The 13,683-nt window shown below is 42.9% G+C and carries 13 protein-coding genes; all 13 read left to right on the plus strand.

What is annotated here, in order from left to right; all coding sequences use genetic code 11:
* Window positions 1-156 precede the first annotated feature (156 nt).
* Window positions 157-1,350 (plus strand): ornithine--oxo-acid transaminase, encoded by a 1,194-nt coding sequence (locus tag ACTJKA_RS02300; RefSeq protein ID WP_025207994.1) that lies wholly within the window; start codon window positions 157-159, stop codon window positions 1,348-1,350.
* 138 nt (window positions 1,351-1,488) lie between these two features.
* Window positions 1,489-2,874 (plus strand): amino acid permease, encoded by a 1,386-nt coding sequence (locus ACTJKA_RS02305; protein ID WP_440607616.1) that lies wholly within the window; start codon window positions 1,489-1,491, stop codon window positions 2,872-2,874.
* A 288-nt stretch (window positions 2,875-3,162) separates the two neighbouring features.
* Window positions 3,163-4,200, plus strand: coding sequence for a sugar-binding transcriptional regulator (locus ACTJKA_RS02310; RefSeq protein ID WP_008347711.1), 1,038 nt, complete (start codon window positions 3,163-3,165; stop codon window positions 4,198-4,200).
* A 31-nt stretch (window positions 4,201-4,231) separates the two neighbouring features.
* On the plus strand, window positions 4,232-5,239 hold the full coding sequence (gene gap, locus ACTJKA_RS02315) for a type I glyceraldehyde-3-phosphate dehydrogenase (RefSeq protein ID WP_007500174.1): 1,008 nt from the start codon (window positions 4,232-4,234) through the stop codon (window positions 5,237-5,239).
* A gap of 213 nt (window positions 5,240-5,452) precedes the next feature.
* Entirely contained in the window at window positions 5,453-6,637 is a 1,185-nt protein-coding gene (locus ACTJKA_RS02320) for a phosphoglycerate kinase (RefSeq protein WP_017359212.1), read from the plus strand.
* Between the two features lie 30 nt (window positions 6,638-6,667).
* Complete coding sequence (gene tpiA / locus ACTJKA_RS02325) at window positions 6,668-7,429, plus strand: triose-phosphate isomerase (protein WP_017359213.1); 762 nt, start codon at window positions 6,668-6,670, stop codon at window positions 7,427-7,429.
* Window positions 7,422-8,957 (plus strand): 2,3-bisphosphoglycerate-independent phosphoglycerate mutase, encoded by a 1,536-nt coding sequence (gpmI, locus tag ACTJKA_RS02330; protein ID WP_017359214.1) that lies wholly within the window; start codon window positions 7,422-7,424, stop codon window positions 8,955-8,957. The genes tpiA and gpmI overlap by 8 nt, the downstream gene beginning before the upstream one ends.
* Before the next feature lie 29 nt (window positions 8,958-8,986).
* The gene (gene eno / locus ACTJKA_RS02335) at window positions 8,987-10,279 is read left to right on the plus strand and encodes a phosphopyruvate hydratase (protein ID WP_003212752.1); all 1,293 of its coding nucleotides are present in this window, start codon (window positions 8,987-8,989) and stop codon (window positions 10,277-10,279) included.
* A 280-nt stretch (window positions 10,280-10,559) separates the two neighbouring features.
* Complete coding sequence (locus ACTJKA_RS02340) at window positions 10,560-10,829, plus strand: hypothetical protein (protein WP_008347702.1); 270 nt, start codon at window positions 10,560-10,562, stop codon at window positions 10,827-10,829.
* A 59-nt stretch (window positions 10,830-10,888) separates the two neighbouring features.
* Complete coding sequence (locus ACTJKA_RS02345; protein WP_322536036.1) at window positions 10,889-11,656, plus strand: ABC transporter ATP-binding protein; 768 nt, start codon at window positions 10,889-10,891, stop codon at window positions 11,654-11,656.
* Window positions 11,628-13,025 carry a hypothetical protein gene (locus tag ACTJKA_RS02350; protein ID WP_322536035.1) on the plus strand — a complete coding sequence of 466 codons (1,398 nt, stop codon included), beginning with the start codon at window positions 11,628-11,630 and terminating at the stop codon, window positions 13,023-13,025. Before ACTJKA_RS02345 ends, ACTJKA_RS02350 begins: the two co-directional genes overlap by 29 nt.
* Entirely contained in the window at window positions 13,022-13,387 is a 366-nt protein-coding gene (locus tag ACTJKA_RS02355) for a hypothetical protein (protein ID WP_017359217.1), read from the plus strand. Before ACTJKA_RS02350 ends, ACTJKA_RS02355 begins: the two co-directional genes overlap by 4 nt.
* The gene (locus ACTJKA_RS02360) at window positions 13,388-13,669 is read left to right on the plus strand and encodes a hypothetical protein (protein WP_008347692.1); all 282 of its coding nucleotides are present in this window, start codon (window positions 13,388-13,390) and stop codon (window positions 13,667-13,669) included.
* Window positions 13,670-13,683: the final 14 nt, after the last annotated feature.

Consider the following 13,683-nt stretch of genomic DNA (forward strand, 5'->3'; position numbering starts at 1 on the left):
CTCTAAATAATTTTGCATATGCAAAATTATTTTGCGTTAAAGATGAGCACAATCCTAGGCACAGAGCGATCACTAAGTTGGCATGATCCTTGCATAACATAAGAGTGAAGATGAACCCAATCAAAAGAGGCAAGCTTATAGAAGGAGGAATACACGATGACACAGACAAAAGCATTGATTCATCAAACAGAACAATACGGTGCGGCGAATTATCATCCGTTGCCAATTGTGATTTCAGAGGCTGAGGGAGTGTGGGTGACTGATCCTGAGGGCAACCGCTACATGGATATGCTCAGTGCATATTCTGCAGTGAACCAAGGACATCGCCATCCCCGCATTATTGAAGCGCTTAAAACACAAGCTGACCGCGTGACACTCACATCAAGGGCCTTCCATAATGATCAGCTTGGCCCATGGTATGAGAAAATCTGCAAATTAACGAATAAAGAGATGGCATTGCCGATGAATACAGGTGCCGAGGCTGTGGAAACGGCGATAAAGGCAGCGAGACGATGGGGCTATGATGTCAAGGGAATCGAAGAGAATCGGGCAGAAATCATTGCATGTACCGGGAATTTTCATGGTCGTACAATGACGGCTGTGTCACTTTCTTCGGAAGCAGAATATCAAAGAGGTTTCGGTCCGATGCTCCCAGGCATAAAGCTCATCCCTTATGGAGATATTGAGGCGTTACGAGAAGCAATCACTCCGCAAACAGCAGCTTTTCTCTTTGAGCCGATTCAAGGAGAAGCGGGCATTGTCATGCCGCCTGAGGGCTTTATAAAAGAGGCAAAAGCGATCTGTGAGAAGGAACATGTGTTATTGATCGCAGATGAAATTCAAGTGGGATTAGCGCGGACCGGCAAGATGTTTGCATGCGACTGGGAAGACATTGAGCCGGATATGCTGATTCTTGGTAAAGCACTTGGCGGTGGGGTATTCCCGATCTCATGTGTTGTCGCAAACCGTGATATTTTAGGTGTATTTAATCCAGGGTCTCACGGGTCTACCTTCGGCGGGAATCCTCTTGCGTGCGCAGTATCACTTGCTGCACTAGATGTGTTAATCGATGAGAAGCTTGCCGAGCGCTCATTGGAGCTAGGGCAATATTTCAAAGACAAACTGTCACGCATTCAAAGTCCTGTCATTAAGGAAGTACGCGGGCGTGGACTCTTTATTGGGATGGAACTGACTGAGGCAGCTAGACCTTATTGTGAGAAGCTCAAGCAAGAGGGGCTGTTATGCAAAGAAACCCATGAGACAGTGATTCGATTTGCACCGCCGCTTACCATTTCAAAAGAAGACTTGGATTGGGCAATCAATCATATTGAATCATTGTTTCAAGCATAAATGATCAAGGGGAGAATCCTTCAAATTCTCCCTTTCTCTTTCAATGAACGGCGAATTTTGTCAAAGGTTGATGAATAGAAGAGTGAAAGTGGGGAAACGGATTTGAAGCCAGAACAGCATAATGAACTAGAGCGTTCCATGAAAAGCAGACATCTCTTTATGATTGCCTTAGGTGGGGTCATCGGAACAGGCCTTTTCCTTGGATCAGGACTCATTATTCATCAAGCAGGCCCAGGGGGAGCCATTCTTTCATTTATCATTGGCGGGTTGCTCATGTATTTGGTCATGCTCTGTCTTGGTGAATTAGCAGTGGCGATGCCGACAGCTGGTTCCTTTCAGGAGTATGCAACCAAATATATTGGTCCGTCCACAGGCTTTATGATCGGCTGGCTTTATTGGTTTAGCTGGGCGTGTACAATTGGACTGGAGTTTACGTCAGCAGGTATTCTACTCCAAAGATGGTTTCCTGATATCCCAGTTTGGCTTTGGTGTCTTGCCTTTAGCGTCATCTTATTTGCTATTAATGCCATCTCGGCACGCAGCTTCGCTGAAACAGAGTTTTGGTTTTCGGCCATCAAGGTGGCTGCGATCTTATTGTTTATTATCATTGGAATTGGCGCAATTTTCGGAATGATTCATTTGAAAGGTGGGGAACCTGCCCCACTATTTCGTCATTTGACGGATCATGGCGGCCTTTTTCCTAATGGTCTTTTGGCGATTTTATTAACCATGGTCACAGTCAATTTCTCCTTTCAAGGAACAGAGCTTGTAGGGATTGCAGCAGGTGAAAGTGAAAGTCCGGAAAAAACACTCCCGCGTTCTATTCGGAATATTATTTGGCGGACGATGGTCTTTTTTGTTTTATCGATTGCGGTTCTTGCAGCGCTTCTTCCATGGCAGACCGCCGGCGCAGTGGATAGTCCGTTTGTTGTGGTATTGGACAAGGTCGGCATACCATACGCCGCAGATATCATGAATTTTATCATCATTACAGCCGTCTTATCTGTAGCGAACTCTGGATTATATGCATCATCACGTATGCTATGGGCGCTTTCAAAAGACGGGAAAGGACCTGTTTTCACGAAAAAATTATCCAAACGTAAAATCCCGATCAATGCCTTATTGGTGACAATGGGTGTATCCGCTCTATCACTGCTCACGAGTGTTGTAGCACCAAAAACGGTATATGTCTGGCTCATATCCATTTCGGGTATGGTGCTTGTCGTTGTTTGGATGTCTATTTGTTTATCCCAATACTTCTTTAGGAGACAATTCATAAAAGAGGGCGGAGATGTAAAGGATCTGGTCTTCCGAACGCCTTTCTATCCATTTGTGCCTTTAGCAGGCTTTATCGCATTTGGCATTGTTCTTATCAGTTTATTCTTTATTGAGGATCAGCGGATTGGTCTTTATTGCGGAGTTCCATTTATGGCCGCCTGCTACATCATTTACTACCTCAAGATTAAACCGAAGGAAGATGCGAAACGGTTTAATGAAGAGAAAGAAACGATACCGAAAACATAAGCAGGCGGCTTTTGACCGCCTGCACCTTTTCAAAGACAAATGCATTCAATATAGAAGAAAATAAATAGTTTGAAAAAAATAAAATAGCGGAAAGCTAGATGACAAGCAGGTTATCGGTCAAAATGTGTCTATTTTTTGTCTAAATGTGTTTGTAAGAGTTGAAAATGCAAGATTATCCTGTTAAAATAATTAAAGAAAGCAGGGATTGATTTTTTTTGGCTGTGGCGGGACGTTTTTTGTCACAGTGGGACGTTTTTAGTCCAACGTGAAAAGAAAGGGTCGTTAGCCATGAATCGTTTATTGGAAGCTCAAAAAAAATTATTACCAGATCTTCTCACAGTTATGCAAAAGCGCTACGACATTTTGCAGTACATCAGATTAGCTGAACCAATTGGTCGCAGAAGTCTTGCGACAAGTCTTGGTCTGAGTGAACGTATCTTAAGAGCTGAGGTTCAGTTCTTAAAGGAACAAAATCTGCTGGATGTCAAAACGAGCGGTATGATGCTGACGACTGAAGGTCATGCTTTGCTTGAAATGCTTGAAGGAATGATGAAGGACGTTTTAGGTTTAACCTTTTTGGAAAATACATTAAAGAGGAAATTAGGCCTGGAAGAAGTCATCATTGTTTCTGGTGACAGCGATGAATCCCCGTGGGTGAAGCAAGAAATGGGAAGAGCTGCTGTCCAATGTATGAAAAAAAGGTTTACTGGAAATAATATCGTCGCCGTCACTGGCGGAACGACGATGGAAGCTGTTGCCGAAATGATGACCCCTGATGCCAAAAATCGCGACATGATGTTTGTCCCTGCGAGAGGCGGTCTTGGGGAGAATGTAAAAAATCAGGCAAACACCATTTGTGCCCACATGGCTGAAAAAGCTTCCGGTACTTACAAACTGCTGTTTGTTCCAGGACAGCTGTCAGAAGGTGCTTACTCTTCCATTATTGAAGAGCCGTCCGTCAAAGAAGTGCTTCAAACGATTAAATCATCCACGATGCTTATTCATGGAATCGGTGAAGCAAAAACAATGGCGATGAGACGAAACACACCCGCTGAGGATTTAAAAAAGATTGATGAGCATGACGCAGTGACAGAGGCCTTTGGCTATTACTTTAATCGTGATGGCGAGGTCGTCCACAAAGTGCACTCCGTCGGCATGCAGCTAGATGATTTAGAAAGCATTCCACACATCATTGCTGTTGCAGGTGGATCATCAAAGGCTGGGGCCATTGAAGCTTATTTCAAAAAACCCCGCCGAACGGTTCTCGTCACAGACGAAGGAGCCGCAAAAGAGTTATTAAGGGAGTCAATAGATCCCTCAATATAAAACATTGTGACCTATAAAAGGAGGAAACATCATGGCAGTAAAAGTCGGTATTAACGGATTTGGACGTATTGGACGTAACGTATTTCGTGCAGCATTAAACAATCCTGAAGTTGAGGTAGTAGCGGTTAACGATCTAACAGACGCTAACATGCTTGCACACCTTTTACAATATGACTCTGTTCACGGAAAACTAGATGCAGAGGTTTCTGTAGACGGTACGAACTTAGTAGTGAACGGTAAAACAATCGAAGTATCAGCTGAGCGTGACCCTGCGAAATTAAGCTGGGGTAAACAAGGCGTAGAAATCGTTGTTGAATCTACTGGATTCTTCACAAAACGTGCAGACGCTGCTAAACACTTAGAAGCTGGCGCTAAAAAAGTCATCATCTCTGCTCCTGCTAACGAAGAAGATATCACAATCGTTATGGGTGTAAACGAAGACAAATACGATGCAGCTAGCCACGATGTCATCTCTAATGCATCTTGTACAACAAACTGCTTAGCTCCATTTGCAAAAGTACTTAACGATAAATTTGGTATCAAACGCGGTATGATGACAACTGTTCACTCATACACAAATGACCAACAAATTCTTGATCTTCCGCACAAAGACTACCGTCGTGCTCGTGCAGCTGCGGAAAACATCATCCCAACTTCTACAGGTGCTGCGAAAGCTGTTTCACTTGTATTGCCTGAACTTAAAGGTAAATTAAACGGTGGCGCTATGCGTGTTCCAACACCTAACGTTTCTTTAGTTGATCTTGTTGCTGAATTAAATCAAGATGTGACAGCTGAAGACGTAAATGCAGCACTTAAAGAAGCGGCTGAAGGAGAACTTAAAGGAATCCTTGGCTACAGCGAAGAGCCATTAGTATCTGGTGACTACAATGGTAATGCAAACTCTTCAACAATCGATGCTCTTTCTACAATGGTAATGGAAGGCAGCATGGTGAAAGTCATTTCTTGGTACGATAACGAGAGTGGATATTCTCACCGCGTTGTTGACCTTGCAGCTTACATTGCAAAACAAGGTCTTTAATTTCTCACACTGAAGGAACTCACTTGGTTCTTTCCTAGAGACACGATATAATGAAGACGGACAAGGGAAGGGGAAGCATCCCTTTCCCTTTTTCTCTGTATTTATCCGTTCTGCACGATTTCTCGTTTTGATGAGGGCAAAATGGGAAAAGGATAAAGAGAGACTTGTCCAATGCGTAAGGAAACCAGAATAAAGGAGGATCTCCTGACGAGCATGAATAAGAAATCAGTAAAAGACATTGACGTAAAAGGTAAAGTTGTGTTCTGCCGCGTAGATTTTAACGTTCCAATGAAGGACGGAAAAGTGACGGATGATACTCGTATTCGCGCAGCATTACCAACGATTGAGTATTTAACAGGACAAGGCGCAAAGGTACTACTAGCTAGTCATTTGGGTCGTCCTAAAGGTCAAGTTACTGAAGAACTGCGTCTGACACCTGTAGCAAAACGTCTGCAAGAGCTTCTTGGACAAGAAGTGAAAAAAGCAGATGAAGCTTACGGCGACAACGTGAAAAAGCAAATCTCTGACTTAAAAGAAGGAGATGTGCTAGTGCTTGAAAACGTTCGTTTCTATCCTGGTGAAGAAAAGAACGATCCTGAATTATCAAAAGCGTTTGCTGATTTAGCCGATGTGTATGTCAATGATGCGTTTGGTGCTGCACACCGTGCACATGCATCCACAGCTGGTATTGCAGCGTATCTTCCGGCTGTTTCAGGCTTCCTCATGCAAAAAGAGCTTGAGGTTCTAGGAAAAGCCATTTCAAACCCTGATCGCCCATTTACAGCGATTATCGGTGGCGCAAAAGTAAAGGATAAAATCGGTGTGATTGAAAGTCTTCTTGATAAAGTGGACAACCTGATCATCGGCGGCGGACTTGCTTATACATTTGTAAAAGCACTTGGCCACGAAGTAGGGAAATCTCTATTAGAAGAAGACAAAGTAGATTTAGCGAAATCCTTTATGGACCGTGCAAAAGAAAAAGGCGTGAACTTCCTGATTCCAACAGATGTTCTGGTAGCCGACGACTTTTCAAATGATGCGAATACAAGCATTGTGCCAATCTCTGAAATTCCAAGTGATCTAGAAGCACTTGATATTGGAACAGAGACAAGAGAGAAGTATGCTGATGTCATTAAAAACAGCAAACTTGTTGTCTGGAACGGACCAATGGGTGTATTTGAAATCGATGCATTCGCTAAAGGAACAAAAGCAATCGCAGAAGCACTGGCAGAAGCAAAAGATACATATTCTGTCATTGGCGGTGGAGATTCAGCAGCAGCTGTTGAGAAATTTGGTCTTGCCGATCAGATGAGCCATATTTCTACAGGCGGCGGCGCTTCACTTGAATTTATGGAAGGCAAAGAACTTCCAGGTGTGACTGCATTAAACGATAAATAAGACCAAAACTGCTATAAGGAAGTGTCAATCATGAGAAAACCAATTATAGCTGGGAACTGGAAGATGAACAAAACACTTGGTGAAGCTGTAAGCTTCGTTGAAGAAGTCAAGTCATCTATTCCATCTCCTGACAAAGTGGAATCTATTGTCTGTGCACCAGCCCTTTTCCTTGAAAAGCTGAACAGCCTTTCTAACGGAACAGACCTTAAAATTGGTGCGCAAAACATGCACTTTGAAGAAAATGGTGCATTCACTGGTGAAATCAGCCCTGCTGCGCTTAAAGATCTTGGCATCGGCTACTCAGTGATCGGTCATTCAGAGCGCCGCGAATTCTTCGCTGAAACAGATGAAACAGTGAACAAAAAAGCACATGCTGCATTCAAGCATGGCATCGTTCCAATCATCTGTGTAGGTGAAACGCTTGAAGAGCGTGAAGCAGGCAAAACAAACGAACTTGTCGCTGATCAAGTGAAGAAAGCACTAGCTGGTTTAACGAAGCAGCAAGTCGCTGAATCTGTGATTGCCTATGAGCCAATCTGGGCGATCGGTACAGGTAAATCTTCTACAGCGAAAGATGCAAACGATGTTTGTGCGCACATTCGCCAAACGGTTGCAAGCGAATTTGGTCAAGAAGCGGCAGACAGCCTTCGCATTCAGTATGGCGGAAGCGTGAAACCTGCGAATATTAAAGAATATATGGCAGAATCCGATATTGACGGTGCTTTGGTAGGCGGCGCAAGCTTAGAACCTCAGTCTTTCGTTCAATTATTGGAGGAAGGTCAATATGAGTAAGAAACCAGCTGCATTAATCATCTTAGATGGATTCGGTTTAAGAGGCGAAACAGTCGGTAACGCTGTTGCCCAAGCAAAGAAACCGAACTTCGACCGCTACTGGAACGAATTCCCGCATCAAACCTTAACGGCTTCAGGTGAGGCAGTAGGTCTCCCAGAAGGTCAAATGGGGAACTCTGAAGTTGGGCATTTGAACATCGGTGCAGGACGCATCGTGTACCAAAGCTTAACAAGAGTGAATGTTGCCATTCGTGATGGGGAATTTGAGAAAAACGAAACGTTCCTAGATGCAATGACTTATGCAAAAGAAAATGACAAGGCCCTTCATCTATTCGGTCTCTTGTCAGACGGCGGTGTGCATAGCCACATCCAGCATCTTTTTGCCTTGCTGAAACTAGCGAAAAAAGAAGGCTTAACAAAAGTATACATTCACGGCTTCTTAGACGGACGTGATGTTGGTCAGAAGACAGCGAAAGTGTACTTAAAACAGCTTGAAGAACAAATCAAAGAAATCGGTGTCGGAGAAGTCGCAACACTTTCTGGACGCTATTACTCAATGGACCGTGACAAGCGCTGGGATCGTGTGGAGAAAGCATATCGCGCGATGGCGTATGGTGAAGGCCCAAGTTATCAAAACATCTATGATGTCGTTGATGACTCCTATGAAAATGGAATCTACGATGAGTTCGTTATTCCATCTGTCATTACGAGAGAAAATGGTGAGCCGGTTGCAAAAGTAAATGACGGCGACTCTGTGATTTTCTATAACTTCCGTCCAGACCGTGCGATTCAAATTTCAAACACATTCACAAATGAAGATTTCCGCTCGTTTGACCGCGGAGAAGCACATCCGAAGGATTTACACTTCGTCTGCTTCACACACTTCAGTGAAACGGTAGATGGCTATGTGGCTTTCAAACCAGTGAATTTGGATAACACAGTAGGAGAAGTACTTTCTCAAAATGGATTGAAGCAGCTGCGGATTGCTGAAACAGAGAAATATCCTCACGTGACGTTCTTTATGAGCGGTGGGCGTGAAGAAGAATTTCCTGGAGAAGACCGCATCTTAATCAATTCACCAGATGTCGCAACCTATGACCTCAAGCCAGAAATGAGCGCTTATGAGGTAAAGGATGCGCTTGTTGCAGACATCAATGCTGACAAGCATGATGCGATCATTCTGAACTTTGCTAACCCAGATATGGTGGGGCATTCAGGTATGCTTGAGCCAACAATCAAAGCCATTGAAGCAGTAGATGAGTGCTTAGGAGCTGTAGTCGACGCAATCCTTGCAAAAGGCGGACACGCCATCATCACGGCAGACCACGGTAACGCAGACGTGCTCATTACCGAAGAAGGAAAGCCGCATACTGCACATACAACGAATCCTGTGCCAGTCATCGTAACGAAAAAAGGTGCGACGCTTAGAGAAGGCGGCATTTTAGCTGATCTATCTCCAACGCTTTTAGACTTACTTGGACTTGAAAAACCAAAAGAGATGACAGGAACATCATTGATTCAAAAATAACAAATTGATTCAAAAGGAGAGAAATAACGATGCCATACATTGTTGACGTATATGCACGCGAAGTATTAGACTCTCGCGGTAACCCAACAGTTGAAGTAGAAGTTTACACAGAATCTGGCGGCTTTGGCCGTGCACTAGTACCAAGTGGTGCGTCTACTGGTGAATATGAAGCAGTAGAACTACGTGACGGAGACAAAGACCGTTACCTTGGAAAAGGTGTTCTGACAGCTGTAAACAACGTAAACGAAATCATTGCACCAGAGCTTTTAGGCTTTGATGTCACTGAACAAGTAGCGATCGACAAAATGTTAATCGAACTTGACGGAACAGAAAACAAAGGGAAATTAGGTGCAAACGCAATCCTTGGCGTATCTATCGCTGTAGCACGTGCGGCTGCTGATTTCTTACAAATTCCACTTTATCAATACCTTGGTGGATTCAACTCCAAAACGCTTCCAGTACCAATGATGAACATCGTCAACGGTGGAGAGCATGCGGATAACAACGTAGACATTCAAGAATTCATGATTATGCCTGTAGGTGCTCCAAACTTCCGTGAAGCACTTCGCATGGGCGCTCAAATCTTCCATAGCCTGAAATCTGTATTAAGCGCAAAAGGCTTAAACACAGCTGTAGGTGACGAAGGTGGATTCGCTCCAAACCTTGGTTCTAACGAAGAAGCACTTCAAACAATCGTAGAAGCGATTGAAAAAGCTGGTTTCAAACCAGGTGAAGAAGTGAAACTTGCGATGGATGCTGCATCTTCTGAGTTCTATAACAAAGAAGATGGTAAATATCATTTATCAGGCGAAGGTGTTGTGAAAACATCTGCTGAAATGGTTGACTGGTATGAAGATATGGTATCGAAATACCCAATCATCTCGATCGAAGACGGCCTTGATGAAAACGACTGGGAAGGTCACAAACTATTAACTGAGCGTCTTGGCAGCAAGGTTCAGCTAGTAGGAGACGACTTGTTCGTAACAAATACGAAGAAGCTTTCTGAAGGAATCAAAAACGGCGTTGGTAACTCAATCCTCATCAAAGTAAACCAAATCGGTACATTAACTGAAACATTTGATGCAATCGAAATGGCGAAACGTGCAGGCTATACAGCTGTTATCTCTCACCGTTCTGGTGAAACAGAAGACAGCACAATTGCAGACATTGCAGTTGCAACAAACGCTGGACAAATCAAAACAGGTGCTCCGTCTCGTACGGACCGTGTGGCGAAATACAACCAATTACTTCGCATCGAAGATCAATTGGCTGAAACAGCTCAATACCACGGCATTGCTACATTCTACAACTTGAATAAGTAATGTAAAGTAACGCGCTGCGTGCGCTCTTTTGAATAGAGCGTATCGCAGCGCTTTTTTTATGTTGAAATAAAGACGCAAAGCTGGCTCAAGCGAATAGGCTCTGCTTCCTTTGTTATATCCTATTTTTGTAAAAAATCATCCTTCAGTCAGAGGCGAAACGATGAGCTTGACGATTTATAAGCATTAAATCATGAAAACTCTTCTAAAAATATGATCTGAATTGAACTTATGCTATTTGCATGGGGGTGGTATCATTTTACATATATTAGGGGGTGATGAGATGCTGAATCCTTTTAGCCTTCGTTTTCCAGTAGGCGTGTACATGTATGTCCTTCACCTACTGGCGGCATATGATGAAAGGAAGCAACGAATTCTAACTTCTAAGAACGTACAGAAAAATGCATTTTGGATTTATGTCCTTGCCGCTATCTTAGGCATTGTGACAGCTGCCGCTTTGATTTGGGCATGCAAAACATTTGGAAAAGGCTCGAAATTTTTAGGAGAGTTCAAGTTTTTAGGCCTGTATATTAAAATCAAATGCGGCTTCTAACAAATGGTGAGAACAGATGCGAGGTCATCTGTTCTATCTGAAATAAATGGAGGGACATGATGCTGACATTACACTTAACAGAAAAAACGTATAGCCGCACCTTTTCTCTCCGCGATATTCAGTTAAATGTAGAGAAAGGACGTATGCTTCTGCTTTTGGGGCATAATGGGGCAGGAAAAACCACGATGATTCAGTCTATGTTTGGCCTGACACCATTTACGGGTGTTGTCTCTTTAGATGGTAAACAGCTGAATTTTCAATCCTCAGCACATATCTCCTTTTTGAAAGAACATGTTTCCTATATTCCTGATGATCATGCTTTGTTTGATTATTTAACGCCGAGAGAATATTTTCATTTACTCCAGCTTCCAGACAAACGAAATGGACCTCGAGAAGAGGCCTTCGTCGATCTGTTTGAGCTGAGACCTTATATGGATCAGCCAATTGCCCAGTTGTCTCATGGCAATCAAAAGAAAACACAAATCATTTCCCAGCTCCTTAGGTCTTGTGATTATTATGTATTCGACGAGCCTACAAATGGACTTGATCCAGATATGATGATCATCTTAAAAAAGGTGCTCATGAAGCTGAGAGATCAAGGTGCAGGCATTCTCATTTCTACCCATCATTTGGGCTTTGGTGAGACATTGTATGACCACCTTATGATCTTAAGAAACGGTGATATCAAGCTGGATTTGTCACGTCAAGAAACAAACAAAACATTCCCTCATCAAGCACTTGAGGATATTTATAAAGAAGTGAATCAAGATTACTATATGCAGGTGGAGAGGTTGCTCAATGACTTGGACACGACACGTTCTTCATAAAATAGAATGGGGCATGCTCACAACGAAAATCAAGCAGCTCGGCAAAAAATATCCTTTGCAGCTTCTCGCCGCAGCCGTTTTTTTATTGCTGATCTACGCCATATACGTTGTCATGAGCCTGCGTTTTTTTATGCAAGTAGGGGAGAGCGAACCAGTTGCTTTATACCTTCAATTTGTGAAAATGACCCTGCTGCTTTTGGGAGCAGGTATTGTCTTTTCCCGTCATAAAATGAAGCGTCAAGAGTATCAGTTCTTCTTTTTGAATAGTGCGATGCAAAGTGTCTCATTTGTCCTTTGTGTGTATTTCTTTCCGATGCTGTTTTGTTTCATCATGCTTGGTCTGCTTTTTTTACCCATCCTATTAGGACTGATCATTAGCGGCGTTACACTATCTTTGTATTGGATCATTGTGGTAGGGATCACTTGCTGTGGATTGGCGCTCTATACGCTTGCTTCTTGGATGCTGATACGCATTGGTGTGAGCCATTTTATATCAAAAACAAAAGAGCATTTACTGCTGCAAACGATTGGATTTGTGACGCTCGGTGCTTTCGTGTTTCTCCTTTTTCAAAAAGCGGTTGAGATGATTCACGTATGGCCGTCTATCTATCTTGTATTTCTGATAATCTTTCTATGTGCAGGGTGGTTTTGGCTGAAGGGATTGGCGGCTTGTTATGTCAATCGGATGTTTTTGCAGCTAAAGGTAGAGGTGAAGTCGTTTTCTTACCAAAAAATTAGATCGGATTCTTCATTTTTTACACATCTGCGGCAGGAGCTTGTTTATTTTAGCCGATCAGCTGTGTTTAAAGAACAAGGTATTTTGTTCCTGTTTCTTGTCTGTTTCACGATAGGTCTCCCATTCATCTTTACTCCGGAAGAGACTGGCTGGCTGTTTGCTTTTATTGTGCAGTTTGCCTTAAAGGAGATCCTTATTATGCTACCGCTCATGATTGGCAGGGAATATCATCTCAATCAGCGAGCCATTTTTATGTTAAATACATCAAAGGGTGCCTATTTATTATCAAGAATTTTATTTTATTACACAATGAATATATTGATTTATTTTGTCTATATCGGGCTTGCTTATTTCATGATTGGGGTTGAAAGTGAAGGGCACGGTTTGGCGAGTTTGTCCATTTTATTGATCACTGTCATGGCGGCATGTGTCGGGTTTGTCGTGAAGATTAGTGATTTTAATAAACTGTTTGTGATCGTGATGATGATTGCTGTGTTTAGTATGTTGGATATGCTTTTAGTCCAGTGGCTTTCTGCAAATACCCAGCTGCTCTCAACTGCCTATATGGCTTGTTCAGCCGCATTCTTCATCTTCATATATGCTGCCATGCTAAAGAGGCCGATTGTGCGATGATGACGCTTTTATTTTGCTTAATAGCAGTTGTGCTCATTCATGAACTCGGTCATATCCTGATGGTGATGGTGTGCAACAAAATCGAAAAAAGACCCATCTTTGATTATGTGGTAATGATCGATTGGAAGCACGTGTCGATTGTCCATGAGAAATTTTCACGGCCGGGTTTTAATATGATGGTCGCACTTGCAGGTCCTGTGTTTCCAGTGATCTGCTCGGGTGTGCTTTTCTTCATGTGGTGGCATCCATTGACGCATCCATTGCTGCTTTTTTCTTTATTAAATACAGTGATGCTGCATCCAGCTTGCCCAGACGGGAAAAATATCATCGCCAGTTTAAAAGAGATGAAAGGAGAGAACTAAATGGTTAAAGTATTTCATTCGTTTTCTAGCGGCTTAACGCTTGCGATGCTTTATGTGTTTGCTGTGTTTATGACACCAGTATTTTTAATGCTGCTAGAGGTTCATCATGTTGAATCAAGTCCAACTCTATTTGGTATGCCATTTTATATCATGAAAATTGAACAGTATCAATTCAGCTCAGAGGCAACGCTCTTTGGGTGCGTGGTCTGTTTTTTAGCGGGTGCCGCTCTCTACTTCTTGATTCAATATGTGATTCATGCAGTGAAAAAGAGCAGAACATAAAAAAAGCAGGCTGA

Source organism: Bacillus sp. 22190, assembly GCF_052045575.1.
GTDB classification, from domain to species: domain Bacteria; phylum Bacillota; class Bacilli; order Bacillales; family Bacillaceae; genus Bacillus; species Bacillus altitudinis.

Excerpts from the sequence above, each read along its gene's own strand:
- ACTJKA_RS02350 (WP_322536035.1), top strand. The coding sequence starts at position 11,628 with ATGACTTGGACACGACACGTTCTTCATAAAATAGAATGGGGCATGCTC.
- ACTJKA_RS02310 (WP_008347711.1), top strand. The coding sequence starts at position 3,163 with ATGAATCGTTTATTGGAAGCTCAAAAAAAATTATTACCAGATCTTCTC.
- gpmI (WP_017359214.1), top strand. The coding sequence starts at position 7,422 with ATGAGTAAGAAACCAGCTGCATTAATCATCTTAGATGGATTCGGTTTA.
- ACTJKA_RS02355 (WP_017359217.1), top strand. The coding sequence starts at position 13,022 with ATGATGACGCTTTTATTTTGCTTAATAGCAGTTGTGCTCATTCATGAA.
- tpiA (WP_017359213.1), top strand. The coding sequence starts at position 6,668 with ATGAGAAAACCAATTATAGCTGGGAACTGGAAGATGAACAAAACACTT.
- eno (WP_003212752.1), top strand. The coding sequence starts at position 8,987 with ATGCCATACATTGTTGACGTATATGCACGCGAAGTATTAGACTCTCGC.
- ACTJKA_RS02300 (WP_025207994.1), top strand. The coding sequence starts at position 157 with ATGACACAGACAAAAGCATTGATTCATCAAACAGAACAATACGGTGCG.
- ACTJKA_RS02305 (WP_440607616.1), top strand. The coding sequence starts at position 1,489 with ATGAAAAGCAGACATCTCTTTATGATTGCCTTAGGTGGGGTCATCGGA.
- ACTJKA_RS02345 (WP_322536036.1), top strand. The coding sequence starts at position 10,889 with ATGCTGACATTACACTTAACAGAAAAAACGTATAGCCGCACCTTTTCT.
- ACTJKA_RS02340 (WP_008347702.1), top strand. The coding sequence starts at position 10,560 with ATGCTGAATCCTTTTAGCCTTCGTTTTCCAGTAGGCGTGTACATGTAT.
- ACTJKA_RS02360 (WP_008347692.1), top strand. The coding sequence starts at position 13,388 with ATGGTTAAAGTATTTCATTCGTTTTCTAGCGGCTTAACGCTTGCGATG.
- ACTJKA_RS02320 (WP_017359212.1), top strand. The coding sequence starts at position 5,453 with ATGAATAAGAAATCAGTAAAAGACATTGACGTAAAAGGTAAAGTTGTG.
- gap (WP_007500174.1), top strand. The coding sequence starts at position 4,232 with ATGGCAGTAAAAGTCGGTATTAACGGATTTGGACGTATTGGACGTAAC.